This window comes from Haemophilus influenzae (genome assembly GCF_900475755.1).
In the GTDB taxonomy this organism is placed as follows: domain Bacteria; phylum Pseudomonadota; class Gammaproteobacteria; order Enterobacterales; family Pasteurellaceae; genus Haemophilus; species Haemophilus influenzae_D.
This window is the reverse complement of the sequence record NZ_LS483411.1, coordinates 154,625-167,932: the sequence shown is the minus strand read 5'-3', so window position 1 is coordinate 167,932 and position 13,308 is coordinate 154,625. Positions and strand designations below refer to the sequence as shown.

At 39.5% G+C, this 13,308-nt stretch carries 25 protein-coding genes; 23 read left to right on the top strand and 2 right to left on the bottom strand.

Going from position 1 to position 13,308, the window contains the following annotated elements; all coding sequences use genetic code 11:
- A complete protein-coding gene (locus DQN24_RS00865; RefSeq protein ID WP_038440343.1) occupies positions 1-666 on the bottom strand; it encodes a 3-oxoacid CoA-transferase subunit B in 666 nt (221 codons plus the stop codon).
- A gap of 10 nt (positions 667-676) precedes the next feature.
- Positions 677-1,330: an acetate CoA-transferase subunit alpha gene (gene atoD, locus DQN24_RS00860; protein ID WP_040034948.1), complete on the bottom strand. Its 654-nt coding sequence runs from the start codon at positions 1,328-1,330 to the stop codon at positions 677-679.
- A 250-nt stretch (positions 1,331-1,580) separates the two neighbouring features.
- Between atoD and DQN24_RS00855 the strand changes: the two genes are divergently transcribed.
- From DQN24_RS00855 to secY, 23 genes are all read left to right on the top strand, one after another.
- Positions 1,581-2,483: a LysR family transcriptional regulator gene (locus DQN24_RS00855; protein WP_032822986.1), complete on the top strand. Its 903-nt coding sequence runs from the start codon at positions 1,581-1,583 to the stop codon at positions 2,481-2,483.
- 236 nt (positions 2,484-2,719) lie between these two features.
- Positions 2,720-3,031: a 30S ribosomal protein S10 gene (gene rpsJ / locus DQN24_RS00850; RefSeq protein WP_001181005.1), complete on the top strand. Its 312-nt coding sequence runs from the start codon at positions 2,720-2,722 to the stop codon at positions 3,029-3,031.
- Between the two features lie 16 nt (positions 3,032-3,047).
- A complete protein-coding gene (gene rplC, locus DQN24_RS00845; RefSeq protein ID WP_005632753.1) occupies positions 3,048-3,674 on the top strand; it encodes a 50S ribosomal protein L3 in 627 nt (208 codons plus the stop codon).
- Positions 3,675-3,689: 15 nt separating this feature from the next.
- Positions 3,690-4,292 carry a 50S ribosomal protein L4 gene (gene rplD, locus DQN24_RS00840; protein WP_005652369.1) on the top strand — a complete coding sequence of 201 codons (603 nt, stop codon included), beginning with the start codon at positions 3,690-3,692 and terminating at the stop codon, positions 4,290-4,292.
- Positions 4,289-4,588, top strand: coding sequence for a 50S ribosomal protein L23 (gene rplW, locus DQN24_RS00835; protein ID WP_005632756.1), 300 nt, complete (start codon positions 4,289-4,291; stop codon positions 4,586-4,588). The genes rplD and rplW overlap by 4 nt, the downstream gene beginning before the upstream one ends.
- Positions 4,589-4,605: 17 nt before the next feature.
- A complete protein-coding gene (gene rplB / locus DQN24_RS00830) occupies positions 4,606-5,427 on the top strand; it encodes a 50S ribosomal protein L2 (RefSeq protein ID WP_005652371.1) in 822 nt (273 codons plus the stop codon).
- 25 nt (positions 5,428-5,452) lie between these two features.
- Positions 5,453-5,728: a 30S ribosomal protein S19 gene (gene rpsS, locus DQN24_RS00825; protein ID WP_005539416.1), complete on the top strand. Its 276-nt coding sequence runs from the start codon at positions 5,453-5,455 to the stop codon at positions 5,726-5,728.
- 11 nt (positions 5,729-5,739) lie between these two features.
- The gene (gene rplV, locus DQN24_RS00820) at positions 5,740-6,072 is read left to right on the top strand and encodes a 50S ribosomal protein L22 (protein ID WP_005625897.1); all 333 of its coding nucleotides are present in this window, start codon (positions 5,740-5,742) and stop codon (positions 6,070-6,072) included.
- 17 nt (positions 6,073-6,089) lie between these two features.
- Positions 6,090-6,797, top strand: coding sequence for a 30S ribosomal protein S3 (rpsC, locus tag DQN24_RS00815; RefSeq protein WP_050846564.1), 708 nt, complete (start codon positions 6,090-6,092; stop codon positions 6,795-6,797).
- Between the two features lie 13 nt (positions 6,798-6,810).
- On the top strand, positions 6,811-7,221 hold the full coding sequence (gene rplP, locus DQN24_RS00810) for a 50S ribosomal protein L16 (protein WP_005625890.1): 411 nt from the start codon (positions 6,811-6,813) through the stop codon (positions 7,219-7,221).
- The gene (gene rpmC / locus DQN24_RS00805) at positions 7,221-7,412 is read left to right on the top strand and encodes a 50S ribosomal protein L29 (RefSeq protein WP_005625888.1); all 192 of its coding nucleotides are present in this window, start codon (positions 7,221-7,223) and stop codon (positions 7,410-7,412) included. Before rplP ends, rpmC begins: the two co-directional genes overlap by 1 nt.
- The gene (gene rpsQ, locus DQN24_RS00800; protein ID WP_005625886.1) at positions 7,412-7,669 is read left to right on the top strand and encodes a 30S ribosomal protein S17; all 258 of its coding nucleotides are present in this window, start codon (positions 7,412-7,414) and stop codon (positions 7,667-7,669) included. Before rpmC ends, rpsQ begins: the two co-directional genes overlap by 1 nt.
- A gap of 232 nt (positions 7,670-7,901) precedes the next feature.
- The gene (rplN, locus tag DQN24_RS00795; RefSeq protein ID WP_005548786.1) at positions 7,902-8,273 is read left to right on the top strand and encodes a 50S ribosomal protein L14; all 372 of its coding nucleotides are present in this window, start codon (positions 7,902-7,904) and stop codon (positions 8,271-8,273) included.
- A gap of 10 nt (positions 8,274-8,283) precedes the next feature.
- Complete coding sequence (rplX, locus tag DQN24_RS00790) at positions 8,284-8,595, top strand: 50S ribosomal protein L24 (RefSeq protein WP_005635734.1); 312 nt, start codon at positions 8,284-8,286, stop codon at positions 8,593-8,595.
- Positions 8,596-8,612: 17 nt separating this feature from the next.
- Positions 8,613-9,152, top strand: coding sequence for a 50S ribosomal protein L5 (gene rplE / locus DQN24_RS00785; protein ID WP_005625881.1), 540 nt, complete (start codon positions 8,613-8,615; stop codon positions 9,150-9,152).
- A gap of 11 nt (positions 9,153-9,163) precedes the next feature.
- On the top strand, positions 9,164-9,469 hold the full coding sequence (rpsN, locus tag DQN24_RS00780; RefSeq protein WP_005625879.1) for a 30S ribosomal protein S14: 306 nt from the start codon (positions 9,164-9,166) through the stop codon (positions 9,467-9,469).
- 36 nt (positions 9,470-9,505) lie between these two features.
- Entirely contained in the window at positions 9,506-9,898 is a 393-nt protein-coding gene (gene rpsH / locus DQN24_RS00775; protein ID WP_005625877.1) for a 30S ribosomal protein S8, read from the top strand.
- A 15-nt stretch (positions 9,899-9,913) separates the two neighbouring features.
- Positions 9,914-10,447, top strand: coding sequence for a 50S ribosomal protein L6 (rplF, locus tag DQN24_RS00770; RefSeq protein WP_005690391.1), 534 nt, complete (start codon positions 9,914-9,916; stop codon positions 10,445-10,447).
- 13 nt (positions 10,448-10,460) lie between these two features.
- Positions 10,461-10,814: a 50S ribosomal protein L18 gene (rplR, locus tag DQN24_RS00765; RefSeq protein ID WP_005690393.1), complete on the top strand. Its 354-nt coding sequence runs from the start codon at positions 10,461-10,463 to the stop codon at positions 10,812-10,814.
- A gap of 14 nt (positions 10,815-10,828) precedes the next feature.
- A complete protein-coding gene (rpsE, locus tag DQN24_RS00760) occupies positions 10,829-11,329 on the top strand; it encodes a 30S ribosomal protein S5 (protein ID WP_005625871.1) in 501 nt (166 codons plus the stop codon).
- A 6-nt stretch (positions 11,330-11,335) separates the two neighbouring features.
- Positions 11,336-11,515 (top strand): 50S ribosomal protein L30, encoded by a 180-nt coding sequence (gene rpmD, locus DQN24_RS00755; RefSeq protein ID WP_005543631.1) that lies wholly within the window; start codon positions 11,336-11,338, stop codon positions 11,513-11,515.
- A 3-nt stretch (positions 11,516-11,518) separates the two neighbouring features.
- Positions 11,519-11,953 (top strand): 50S ribosomal protein L15, encoded by a 435-nt coding sequence (rplO, locus tag DQN24_RS00750; RefSeq protein ID WP_005648410.1) that lies wholly within the window; start codon positions 11,519-11,521, stop codon positions 11,951-11,953.
- Between the two features lie 7 nt (positions 11,954-11,960).
- On the top strand, positions 11,961-13,286 hold the full coding sequence (secY, locus tag DQN24_RS00745) for a preprotein translocase subunit SecY (RefSeq protein ID WP_005652382.1): 1,326 nt from the start codon (positions 11,961-11,963) through the stop codon (positions 13,284-13,286).
- The last annotated feature ends 22 nt before the right edge of the window (positions 13,287-13,308 follow it).

The window sequence follows — 13,308 nt, the reverse complement described above, 5'->3', positions numbered from 1 at the left end:
TTAAAGTCCTTTCTGGCTGATTTGCATTTCTTTGAAATCATCGGCAACAATGAAATCGGCTTCTGTTTTGGCTTTAATTGTTTCTAAATCCACATGAGGAGCATGTTCTTTTAGAACTAATCTGCCTTCAATGAAGTTAAATACTGCCAATTCGGTAACCACCATGGCAACTTTTTTACTTGCTGTGAGCGGTAATGTACATTTCTTTAGAATTTTTGAGGAACCTGACTTGGCACAATGTTCCATGCCAATAATCACTTTTTTTGCACCAGTCACTAAGTCCATTGCTCCGCCCATTCCTGGTACCATTTTTCCAGGCACCATCCAGTTAGCGAGATTTGCTTCTTGATCAACTTCAAGTCCACCTAGCACACAGGCATCAACATGACCGCCACGAATTAAAGCGAAGGAAAAAGCACTATCAAAAGTAGCGCCGCCTTTTTTAATTCCACAAGGCTGACCACCAGCATTTACTAAGTTTGAATTAGCAGTTTCTGGGTCAAATGCAGTTAAACCAAGAAAGCCATTTTCTGATTGAAGTGTAATATTGACATTATCAGGTAAATAATTAACAACCTGTGTTGGTAAACCAATACCGAGATTAACAATATCTCCATCATGTAATTCCATCGCAATTCGGCGAGCGATTAATTCTTTTGCATTCATGGCGTTCTCCTTATTCTGAACAAACAATATAATCAATTAATGCGGCTGGCGTGATGACTTCATCTGGGGGTAACTGACCGACCTTTAGTAGATTATCAACTTGGGCTATGACAGTTTTGGCTGCTAAAGCAACGAGTGGATTAAAGTTTCTAGCAGATAATTCATAAGCTAAATTGCCATTCATGTCACCTTTTTGAGCATGGATAATGGCAATATCAGCTTTTAGTGGGAGTTCAAGCAAATATTCTTTGCCATCAATTTGAATTTTTTGTTTTCCTTCTTCAACAACAGTGCCGACACCCGTAGGTGTTAAAATACCACCTAATCCAGCACCACCTGCACGAATCCGTTCAGCTAAGGTACCCTGTGGAACGAGTTCTACATCTATTTCACCAGCAATCATTTTTTTACCAGTTTCTGGATTTGTACCAATATGGGATGTAATTAAACGTTTGACTCGATTATTTACAATTAAAGGGCCTACGCCAGTGTCAATAAAGGCTGTGTCATTGCCTATGAGTGTGAGATCCTTTACGCCAGAATCTAAGATTTGTTGGACAAGTTTGGCTGGAGTGCCGATACCCATAAATCCACCAAACATGATGCTCATACCATCATGTAGGTGTTGATTTAGATTATTAAGCTTAAGATGTTTTTGTGTCATAGAGACCTCCTAATAACGAGATTAAAAGAAAGAATATCAACAAATAAGTATCTTATATTTCAAATGGATATGTTTCTTGTGATGATCCTTGATAGGCGGTAAAGGAACTAGATTGATATTGAAAATAGCAAAAAAAATTTCGTAAAAGAAATACATTTTTCTTAGGCGGGTATAAGTTATTTTGATAGTGTTTTAAACAATCCTTGTGCTATATTTTATAAAAATGGCAGTCCTTATGGGGATGAAAATGATGGATATTAGGCATCTAAGATATTTTGTTTCAATCGTAGATAATGATTTTAATTTAAGCCGAGCGTCTCAAAATTTATATGTGTCTCAACCTGCATTAAGTATGATGATTACAGAGTTTGAGAATCGTGAAAATATTCAGATATTTAAACGGGCATCAGGAAAAATTATTGGACTAACCTTTGCGGGGGAAAATTATTATCGTGATGCAAAAGAAGTGATCAAGCGTTACAATGATATGAGAACAAATCTTTATAAATCAAAAGATTGTAAGAAAGGCACGATAACAATTGGTATTCCTCCCTTAGTTTTATCAGCCGTGTTTTCTTCTGTATTGCCTAATCTTATTCTTAAGAATCCAGATATTAATTTCATTATTAAAGAAATTGGAGCTTATGCTCTAAAGAGTGAACTTCTTTTAGATAAAGTTGATTTAGCCGTGTTGTTATATCCCGAGCGAATATCAAAAAATATTATTGATTCAATTGAAATTCATAGTTCTGAATTAGCCTTATTTCTTTCACCAAAGCATGTTTTAGCAAAAAAACAACAAATCACATGGGCCGATTTACATCACCAGAAAATGGCAATTTTTGATCAAACATTTATGATTCATCATCATTTGAAGGAAGCTTTTGAGCGCAATAATTGTTATCCAGATATTGTTTTGGATTCGAGCTGTTGGGATTTTCTGCTAAGTGCGGTCAAAACAAACAAAGAATTATTAACTATTCTACCGTTACCTATGGCTGAGCTTTATCATTCAAAAGAATTTTTGTGTCGTAAAATCGAAAGTCCTGTTCCGTGGAAAGTGACACTATGTCGTCAAAGAAAAACGGTCTACACACATCTTGAAGAATATATTTTTGATAAATTATTAGAGGCTTTTAGACCAACAAAATAGTGAAAATAAAAGCTTGCAAATAGGGTTGTCTTTCTATAGAATCTACGAGCTCTCAATATGAAAGCCGTTTAATGTAATCATTTATTAAACGAGCATGACGATATGTCACGCTGAACAATGTTTCCGATTTGGAGACTATATAACAGGTAACTTGCACCTCCTTTTCTATTTTGAAGTTAGAATTGTGATTGGTGTTAGTTTTTTTATTAGCTAAATTTTATTGGAGCTCTGGTCTAATGCAGAACCAAAGAATCCGTATCCGCTTAAAAGCTTTCGATCACCGTTTGATCGATCAATCTACTGCGGAGATCGTAGAAACAGCTAAACGTACTGGTGCACAAGTTCGTGGTCCAATTCCTTTACCAACTCGTAAAGAGCGTTTCACCGTGTTGATTTCTCCACACGTAAACAAAGACGCACGTGACCAATACGAAATTCGTACACACAAACGTTTAGTAGATATCGTAGAGCCAACAGAAAAAACTGTTGATGCATTAATGCGTTTAGATTTGGCTGCCGGCGTGGACGTGCAGATCAGCCTAGGTTAATTAAGAGGTTATTACAATGATTGGTTTAGTCGGTCGTAAAGTTGGTATGACCCGTATCTTCAATGAAGACGGTGTTTCTGTACCAGTTACCGTTATCGAAATCGAAGCCAACCGCGTAACTCAAGTTAAAACTCTTGAAAACGATGGCTATACTGCAGTTCAAGTTACTACTGGTTCTAAAAAAGCGAATCGTGTAACTAAACCTGAAGCAGGCCATTTCGTGAAAGCAGGTGTTGAAGCTGGTCGCGGTTTATGGGAATTTCGTACTGAAGGTGAAGAATTCACTTTAGGTCAAGAAATCAATGTAGACATCTTTGCAGATGTTAAAAAAGTAGATGTTACCGGTACTTCTAAAGGTAAAGGTTTCCAAGGTGGTGTTAAACGTTGGAATTTCCGTACTCAAGATGCTACACATGGTAACTCTTTATCACATCGTGTACTTGGTTCTATTGGTCAAAACCAAACTCCAGGCCGTGTGTTTAAAGGTAAAAAAATGGCGGGACATTTAGGTGCTGAGCGTGTAACCGTTCAATCACTTGAAGTTGTTCGTGTAGATGCTGAGCGTAAATTGCTATTAGTAAAAGGTTCTGTGCCTGGTGCTATTAATGGCGATGTTATCGTTAAGCCAGCAGTTAAAGCATAAGTCTAGGAGATAGAGATGGAATTACAAGTTGTAGGTGCAAACGCACTCACTGTTTCTGAAACTACCTTCGGACGTGAGTTTAACGAAGCGTTGATCCACCAAGTTGTTGTTGCTTATGCAGCAGGTGCGCGTCAAGGTACTCGTGCGCAAAAAACTCGTGCTGAAGTGTCTGGTTCAGGTAAAAAACCTTGGCGTCAAAAAGGTACAGGTCGTGCTCGTGCTGGTGATATTAAATCACCAATCTGGCGTTCTGGTGGTACAACCTTCGCGGCTAAACCACAAGATCACAGCCAAAAAGTGAACAAGAAAATGTACCGTGGTGCTATCAAAAGCATTCTTTCTGAATTAGTTCGTCAAGACCGTCTGGTTGTTGTTGAAAAATTCGAATTAGATGCACCAAAAACTAAAGTTTTAGTACAAAAATTAAAAGATTTAGCCGTTGAAGATGCGTTAATTATCACAGCAAGTTTAGATGAAAATCTATTCTTAGCAGCACGTAACTTATATAAAGTTGATGTACGTGATGTTCAAGGTATCGATCCAGTTAGCTTGATCGCTTTCGATAAAGTGATTGTTACTGTTGACGCTGTGAAACAAATTGAGGAGATCCTAGCATGAGTCAAGAACGTTTGCTAAGCGTGCTACGTGCACCGCACATCTCTGAAAAAGCAACGAACAATGCTGAAAAATCTAACACTGTTGTACTTAAAGTTGCTTTAGATGCGAACAAAGCTGAAATTGCTGCTGCTGTTGCTCAATTATTTGAAGTAAAAGTTGACTCTGTTCGTACTGTGGTTGTTAAAGGTAAAACTAAACGCCGTGGTAACAAAATGGGTCGTCGCAGCGACTGGAAAAAAGCTTATGTAACTTTAGCCGAAGGCCAAAATTTGGACTTCGTGGACAGTGCAGAGTAATCGGAGGAAATTAGAGAATGGCTATCGTTAAATGTAAGCCGACCTCCGCTGGTCGTCGTCACGTTGTTAAAATCGTGAACCCTGAATTACACAAGGGTAAACCTTACGCACCTCTTCTAGATACTAAATCTAAAACTGGTGGTCGTAACAACTATGGTCGTATTACTACTCGTCACATTGGTGGCGGTCACAAACAACACTACCGTTTAATCGATTTCAAACGTAACAAGTTAGACATCCCAGCGGTTGTTGAGCGTTTAGAATATGATCCAAACCGTTCTGCTAACATTGCTTTAGTGCTTTATAAAGATGGTGAACGCCGTTATATCTTAGCACCTAAAGGTTTGTCAGTAGGCGATCAAATCCAAGCTGGCATAAACTCACCAATTAAAGTGGGTAACTCATTACCAATGCGTAATATCCCAGTTGGTTCAACAGTACATAACGTTGAATTAAAACCAGGTAAAGGCGGTCAAATCGCTCGTTCTGCTGGTGCTTATGTACAAATCATCGCACGTGAAGGCAACTATGTAACTTTACGTTTACGTTCTGGCGAAATGCGTAAAGTATTAGCTGAATGTGTTGCAACAATCGGTGAGGTTGGTAACTCAGAACATATGCTTCGCGTATTGGGTAAAGCTGGTGCTAACCGCTGGAGAGGCATTCGCCCTACAGTTCGTGGTACTGCAATGAACCCAGTAGATCACCCACACGGTGGTGGTGAAGGTCGTAACTTTGGTAAACACCCAGTAACTCCTTGGGGCGTTCAAACTAAAGGTAAGAAAACTCGTCACAACAAGCGTACTGATAAATATATCGTACGTCGTCGTGGCAAATAATAGATTAAATTAAAGAGGATTAGCCATGCCACGTTCTCTCAAGAAAGGTCCTTTCCTTGACCTACACTTGTTGAAGAAGGTAGAGAAGGCGGTGGAAAGCGGGGATAAAAAACCAATCAAAACTTGGTCCCGTCGTTCAATGATCATTCCATCAATGATCGGATTGACCATCGCAGTCCATAATGGTCGTCAGCACGTTCCTGTTTATGTATCTGATGAAATGATCGGTCATAAGCTTGGTGAATTTGCACCGACTCGTACATACCGCGGTCACGCGGCAGATAAGAAAGCTAAGAAATAAGAGGTAAATAGATGGAAACTATTGCAAAACATCGTTACGCTCGCACTTCTGCCCAAAAAGCTCGCTTAGTTGCCGATTTAATTCGTGGTAAAAAAGTTGCGCAAGCATTAGAAATCTTAACTTTCACTAACAAAAAAGCAGCAGCTTTAGTGAAGAAAGTTTTAGAATCAGCTATTGCAAACGCAGAGCACAATGACGGTGCAGATATCGATGATCTTAAAGTTGCTAAAATCTTCGTTGATGAAGGTCCTAGCATGAAACGTGTTATGCCACGTGCTAAAGGTCGTGCAGATCGTATTTTAAAACGTACTAGCCACATTACTGTGGTTGTGTCAGATCGTTAATAAGTAGAGGAATAGCAATGGGTCAAAAAGTACATCCACATGGTATTCGCCTAGGTATTGTTAAACCTTGGAGCTCTACTTGGTTCGCGAATACACAAGACTTCGCTGACAATCTTGAAGGCGATTTCAAAGTACGCAAATTCTTAAATAAAGAATTAGCAAATGCTTCAGTTTCACGTATTACTATTGAGCGTCCAGCTAAAAGTATTCGTGTAACTATTCACACAGCTCGTCCTGGTATCGTAATCGGTAAAAAAGGCGAAGATGTTGAAAAATTACGTAACGCAGTGTCTAAAATCGCTGGCGTTCCTGCTCAAATCAACATTGCTGAAGTGAAAAAACCTGAATTAGATGCGAAATTAGTTGCAGATAGCATCGCTTCTCAATTAGAACGTCGTGTAATGTTCCGTCGTGCAATGAAACGTGCGGTACAAAGCGCAATGCGTTTAGGTGCTAAAGGTATCAAAGTTGAGGTTAGCGGTCGTTTAGGTGGTGCAGAAATCGCACGTTCAGAATGGTATCGTGAAGGTCGTGTACCTCTACATACTCTTCGTGCGGACATCGATTATAACACTGCAGAAGCTCACACAACTTACGGCGTAATCGGCGTTAAAGTGTGGATCTTCAAAGGTGAAATTCTTGGTGGAATGGCTGCCGTTGCGCAATCAGAACAACAACCTACCGACAAGTCTAAAAAGGCTCCTCGCGGTAAAGGTCGTAAGTAAGGAGAAACGCTAAATGTTGCAACCAAAACGTACAAAATTCCGTAAAGTTCACAAAGGCCGCAACCGTGGTATCGCGGGCGGTACTGAAGTTAGCTTCGGTACTTACGGTTTAAAAGCAGTTGGTCGTTGTCGTTTAACCGCTCGTCAAATTGAAGCGGCACGTCGTGCAATGTCACGTGCAGTAAAACGTCAAGGTAAAATCTGGATTCGTGTATTCCCAGATAAACCAATTACTGAAAAACCATTAGAAGTCCGTATGGGTAAAGGTAAAGGTAACGTTGAGTACTGGGTAGCCTTAATCCAACCGGGTAAAGTGCTTTATGAAATGGATGGTGTGTCTGAAGAAGTAGCAAGAAACGCATTTGCATTAGCAGCTGCTAAATTGCCAGTTAAGACCACTTTCGTAACTAAGACGGTGATGTAATGAAAGCTCAAGATTTACGTACAAAAAGTGTTGAAGAGCTGAATGCTGAATTAGTAAACCTTTTAGGTGAACAATTCAAGTTGCGTATGCAGACAGCCACCGGTCAGCTTCAACAAACCCATCAGGCTAAACAAGTGCGTCGTGATATTGCACGTGTAAAAACTGTATTAACCGAAAAGGCGGGTGAGTAATGACTGATAAAATTCGTAGCGTACAAGGTAAAGTTGTTAGCGACAAAATGGAAAAATCTTTCGTTGTTGCTATTGAACGTAAGGTAAAACACCCTTTATATGGTAAATTTATCCGTCGTACAACTAAATTACACGTACACGATGAGAATAATGAAGCCAAAGTTGGTGATACCGTAGAGATTCGCGAATGTCGTCCTCTATCAAAAACCAAATCTTGGACTTTAGTTCGCGTTGTTGAGAAAGCGGTAATCGCTTAATTCACAATATAACAATGAAAGGCCAATGGTTAATCCATTGGCTTTTTTACATTCAAAATCTTGTAAATTTTAACCGCACTTTTAATAAACGAGTTGAGAGGATAAAGGTAAATTATCATTGCCTTTCTCTTTTTCTTTTGATAGAATCCGTCGCCTGTCCGCCATTCTATCTGAGTAGTGCGGATGGGTTCGTCCCGAAAGGGTGTTTTTTTAATCTTAACGGAGCACTAATATGATCCAAGAACAGACTATGCTGGATGTTGCTGATAATTCAGGCGCTCGCAGCGTAATGTGTATCAAGGTTCTAGGTGGATCGCACCGTCGTTATGCTGCGATTGGTGACATCATCAAAATTACTGTAAAAGAAGCAATTCCACGCGGTAAAGTAAAAAAGGGTGATGTATTAAAAGCAGTTGTTGTGCGCACCAAGAAGGGTGTTCGTCGCCCAGATGGCTCAGTTATTCGTTTCGATGGTAACGCTTGTGTAATTTTAAATAATAACACTGAGCAACCAATCGGTACTCGTATTTTTGGACCAGTGACTCGTGAACTTCGTTCTGAGAAATTCATGAAGATCATTTCTTTAGCTCCAGAAGTACTGTAAGGGGAATGTAATGGCTGCTAAAATCCGTCAAAATGATGAAGTAATTGTTCTTACTGGTAAAGATAAGGGCAAACGTGGCAAGGTAACTAAAGTGTTACCAAACGGTAAAGTGTTTGTTGAAGGTATCAACATCATTACTAAACATGAAAAACCAGTTCCTGCATTAGGAAAAGCTGGTGGTTTAGTAAAAAAAGAAGCTGCAATTGATGCTTCAAATGTTGCGATTTTCAATCCTAAAACAAATAAAGCTGACCGTGTAGGTTTTAGATTCGAAGACGGCAAAAAAGTACGTTTCTTCAAATCTAACAATGAAATTATCTAACAAACTGGAGTAATGCGATGGCGAAACTGCATGATTACTACAGAGATCAAGTAGTAAGTGAATTAAAAAATAAATTCGGCTACAAATCTGTCATGCAAGTCCCACGAATCGAAAAGATTACCCTGAATATGGGTGTGGGTGAAGCATTGACCGACAAAAAATTGCTAGACAACGCAGTAGCGGATTTAGCAGCAATCAGCGGTCAAAAACCTTTAGTAACTAAAGCTCGTAAATCTGTTGCTGGCTTTAAAATCCGTCAGGGATATCCAATCGGTTGTAAAGTAACACTACGCGGTGAGCGTATGTGGGAGTTCTTTGAACGTTTAATTACAATTGCTGTTCCACGTATTCGTGACTTCCGCGGTTTAAGCGCGAAATCGTTCGATGGTCGTGGTAACTATAGCATGGGTGTGCGTGAACAAATCATCTTCCCTGAAATCGATTACGATAAAGTAGATCGTGTACGTGGTTTAGATATCACTATCACAACTACTGCTAAGAATGATGAAGAAGGTCAAGCACTACTTGCTGCCTTTAATTTCCCATTCCGTAAATAAGGCAGGTTATAATGGCTAAACAATCAATGAAAGCACGCGATGTAAAACGCGTTAAATTGGCTGAAAAATTCTACGCAAAACGTGTTGAATTAAAGAAAATCATTTCTGATGTCAATGCCTCTGATGAAGATCGTTGGGATGCAGTGTTAAAGTTACAAACTTTACCACGTGATTCTAGCCCATCTCGTCAACGTAACCGTTGCCGCCAAACTGGACGTCCTCATGGCGTTTTACGTAAGTTTGGTTTAAGCCGAATTAAGGTTCGTGAAGCTGCAATGCGCGGTGAAATCCCTGGCCTTAAAAAAGCGAGCTGGTAATATACCACTTTATTTTGGAATCGGAGAAAAAGTACAATGAGTATGCAAGATCCAATCGCAGATATGCTGACCCGTATTCGTAACGGTCAAGCTGCGAACAAAGTTGCAATCAATATGCCTTCTTCCAAGCTAAAAGTGGCAATTGCCAATGTATTAGCTGCTGAAGGTTATATCGAAAGCGTAAAAGTTTTAGAAGGTGCTAAACCTGAATTGGAAATTACTTTAAAATATTTCCAAGGCAAACCAGTTGTAGAAAGCATCCAACGTGTAAGTCGTCCTGGTCTTCGTATTTACAAACGTAAAGATGAATTACCAAAAGTTATGGGCGGTTTAGGTGTTGCAGTTATTTCTACATCTAAAGGTGTTATGACTGACCGCGCTGCTCGTCAAGCAGGTTTAGGCGGTGAGATCATCTGTTATGTAGCTTAATAGAGAGGTAGGAAAATGTCTCGTGTTGCAAAGGCACCTGTTAATATTCCTGCCGGCGTTGAAGTTAAACTCGACGGTCAGCTATTAACAGTAAAAGGTAAAAATGGCGAGTTATCTCGCAAAATTCATGAATCAGTTGAAGTAAAACAAGATAACGGACAATTTACGTTCACTCCACGTGAAGGTTTTGTTGAAGCAAATGCTCAATCGGGTACTGCACGTGCATTAGTTAATGCAATGGTTATCGGTGTTACTGAAGGTTTCACTAAAAAATTAGTATTGGTGGGTGTAGGTTACAGAGCTCAACTTAAAGGCAATGCAATTGCATTAAGTTTAGGCTATTCTCACCCAGTAGAGCACACTTTGCCGGCAGGTATTACAGCAGAATGTCCATCTCAAACCGAAATCGTGTTGAAAGGTACAGACAAACAGTTGATCGGTCAAGTTGCAGCAGATATTCGTGCTTATCGCCGTCCTGAACCTTATAAAGGTAAAGGGGTACGTTACGCTGATGAAGTAGTGCGTATCAAAGAGGCTAAGAAGAAATAATTAAGGTAACACTATGGATAAGAAATCAGCTCGTATCCGTCGTGCAGCTCGTGCACGTCATATGATGAGAGAGCAAGGTGTAACTCGTTTAGTTATTCACCGCACTCCACGTCATATTTATGCACAAGTTATTGCACCAAACGGTTCAGAAGTGCTTGCCGCTGCTTCAACTGTTGAGAAAGCAATTCGTGAGCAAGTAAAATACACCGGTAATAAAGATGCAGCTGCTGCAGTAGGTAAAGCTGTTGCAGAACGCGCATTAGCAAAAGGCGTTCAAGTTGTTGCTTTTGATCGTTCCGGTTTTAAATATCATGGTCGTGTCCAAACTTTAGCGGACGCTGCACGTGAAGCTGGTCTACAGTTCTAATGAGGTAAATTGAGATGTCAAACATCGAAAAACAAGTTGGTGAACTGCAAGAGAAGCTAATCGCAGTAAACCGTGTATCAAAAACTGTAAAAGGTGGTCGTATTATGAGTTTCACTGCATTAACTGTGGTGGGCGATGGTAATGGCCGAGTAGGTTTTGGTTATGGTAAAGCGCGCGAAGTTCCAGCAGCGATCCAAAAAGCGATGGAAAAAGCACGTCGCAATATGATTAATGTCGCTTTAAATGAAGGTACATTACAACATCCAGTTAAAGGTGTTCATACTGGTTCACGTGTATTTATGCAGCCAGCAAGCGAAGGTACAGGTATCATCGCTGGTGGTGCAATGCGTGCGGTATTGGAAGTTGCAGGTGTACGTAACGTTCTTTCTAAAGCGTATGGTTCTACCAACCCAATTAACGTTGTTCGTGCAACTATTGATGCATTAGCAAATATGAAATCACCAGAAATGGTTGCTGCAAAACGCGGTAAAACTGTTGATGAAATCTTGGGGTAATGAATAATGGCTAAAACTATTAAAGTAACACAAGTTCGTAGCTCAATTGCTCGTTTACCGAAGCATAAAGCTACCTTGCGTGGTCTTGGTCTTCGCCATATGCACCACACTGTTGAGTTAATTGATACGCCTGCAGTACGTGGTATGATTAACCAAGTTTCATACATGGTTAAAGTGGAGGAGTAAGAGATGCGTTTAAATACTCTATCTCCGGCTGAAGGTGCAAAGCATAGTGCTAAACGCCTCGGTCGTGGTATTGGTTCAGGTTTAGGCAAGACTGGTGGCCGCGGTCATAAAGGTCAAAAATCTCGTACTGGTGGCGGTGTTCGTCGCGGTTTCGAAGGTGGTCAAATGCCGTTATACCGTCGTTTACCAAAATTTGGTTTTACTTCAATGAAATCTGCAGTGACTGCAGAAGTTCGTTTAAATGAATTAACCAAAGTTGAAGGTAATGTAGTAACTTTAGAAACATTAAAAGCAGCAAATATCTTAACTAAAGATATCCAATTCGCTAAAGTAATTTTAGCAGGAGAAGTGAAATCTGCAGTAACGGTACGCGGTTTACGTGTAACTAAAGGTGCAAAAGCAGCAATTGAAGCTGCTGGTGGTTCAATTGAGGAATAATTAGCAAATGGCTAAACAACCAGGTTATCAAGCAAGAAGTACTAATAGCGGTAAAGGTGAATTAAAAAGCCGATTACTTTTCGTTTTAGGTGCACTTATCGTTTATCGAATTGGTTCATTCATTCCGGTTCCTGGTATTGATGCGGCTGTTCTAGCTCAATTAGTTGAACAACAAAAAGGCACTATCATTGACATGTTTAACATGTTCTCTGGTGGTGCTCTAAGCCGTGCATCCATTTTAGCATTAGGAATCATGCCATATATATCGGCATCTATTGTAATTCAATTGCTTGCAACGGTTTCTCCTGCTTTAGCAGAATTAAAGAAAGAAGGTGCTGCTGGTCAGCGTAAAATTTCTAAATATACTCGTTATGCGACAGTTGTTTTTGCAACGATTCAGGCAGTAGCTATTTCAACAGGTTTACCAAATATGTTGTCTGGCTTAGTGCCAAATGTTGGATTTAGTTTTTACTTTACTTCAGTTGTTAGTTTAGTCACTGGTACAATGTTCCTTATGTGGTTGGGTGAGCAAATAACTGAAAGAGGTATTGGTAACGGTATTTCAATTCTTGTTTTTGGCGGTATTGTAGCTGGTTTACCATCGGCTATTCTTCAAACTATTGAGCAGGCTCGTCAAGGACAGATGCATCCATTAGTTCTTCTTCTGATCGCAGCTATTGTATTTGCAGTAACTTATTTTGTTGTTTTTGTTGAAAGAGGACAACGTAGAATTCGCGTTGAATATGCGAAGCGTCAGCAAGGTCGTCAAATTTTAGGTGGTCATTCAACACATTTACCATTGAAAGTGAATATGGCAAATGTAATGCCAGCAATTTTTGCTTCAAGTATTATTTTATTCCCAGCTACATTAACACAATGGTTTGGGCAAAATGATAAATTTGAATGGTTAAATAATTTATCAATGTTATTGAATCCTGGTCAGCCACTTTATTTGCTTGTTTATGCTGTCGCAATTATTTTCTTCAGTTTTTTCTATACAGCAATGCAATATAATCCTCGTGATACAGCAGATAATCTAAAAAAATCTGGTGCATTTATTCCAGGAATTAGACCCGGTGAACAAACATCACGTTATATTGATAAAGTGATGACTCGTCTTACATTAATTGGCGGTCTCTATGTAACGTTTGTATGTTTAGTTCCTTATATTATGACATCGGCTTGGGATGTTAAATTTTACTTCGGTGGAACATCTCTTTTAATTGTAGTCGTTGTAATTATGGATTTCATCGTTCAGGTTCAAAGTCATTTAATGTCTTCTCAATATGAATCTGCGTTGAAAAAAGCAAACCTTAAGGGTTTTGGACAATAATTGTTCATTTAAAGTAAAAGGA